1 protein-coding gene is annotated in these 417 nt (G+C 38.1%); it reads left to right on the top strand.

Annotated features, from left to right (window positions below):
* Positions 1-41: 41 nt before the first annotated feature.
* Positions 42-417, top strand: a 376-nt coding sequence (locus tag SB764_RS38445; RefSeq protein ID WP_410866526.1) for a Gp37-like protein, incomplete at its 3' end; no start/stop codon positions are given.

The following is a 417-nucleotide window of genomic DNA, read 5'->3' as shown; positions in this document are numbered from 1 at the left end:
ATAAAAACCACGTAAACAAGCTTCAGAAGAAGAATCTGATAATGATAGACAACAATCCTGAAAAGGTGGGAATCATTAGAAGCCGTGAAATCGGTTTAGATGAATCAGGTAAACAATCGGAAACGTGGATTATTACTGGTGAGACATTAAATGGCGTTACAAAGCAGCGAATAGCTATAGCACCAGCCGGACAATTACACGATACTGCTACTGGTACTGCTGAAACAGTACTGAAGCATTTTGTAAACAACCATCTAGTTAATCCTACTGAAGTAAGTCGTAAAATACCTTTGGTAACTTTAGCACCGGACTTATTAAGAGGAAATGAAGTCACTTTCGAAAGTAAGCACATGCAGCTTAACAATGTATTAGAAGAAGTTTCTAAGCTTACTGGTGTAGGCTGGAAAGTATCTTTGG

This window comes from Paraburkholderia sp. SIMBA_027, assembly GCF_046535315.1.
Lineage (GTDB): Bacteria > Pseudomonadota > Gammaproteobacteria > Burkholderiales > Burkholderiaceae > Paraburkholderia > Paraburkholderia tropica.
This window is presented reverse-complemented; position numbering and strand designations above follow the sequence as displayed.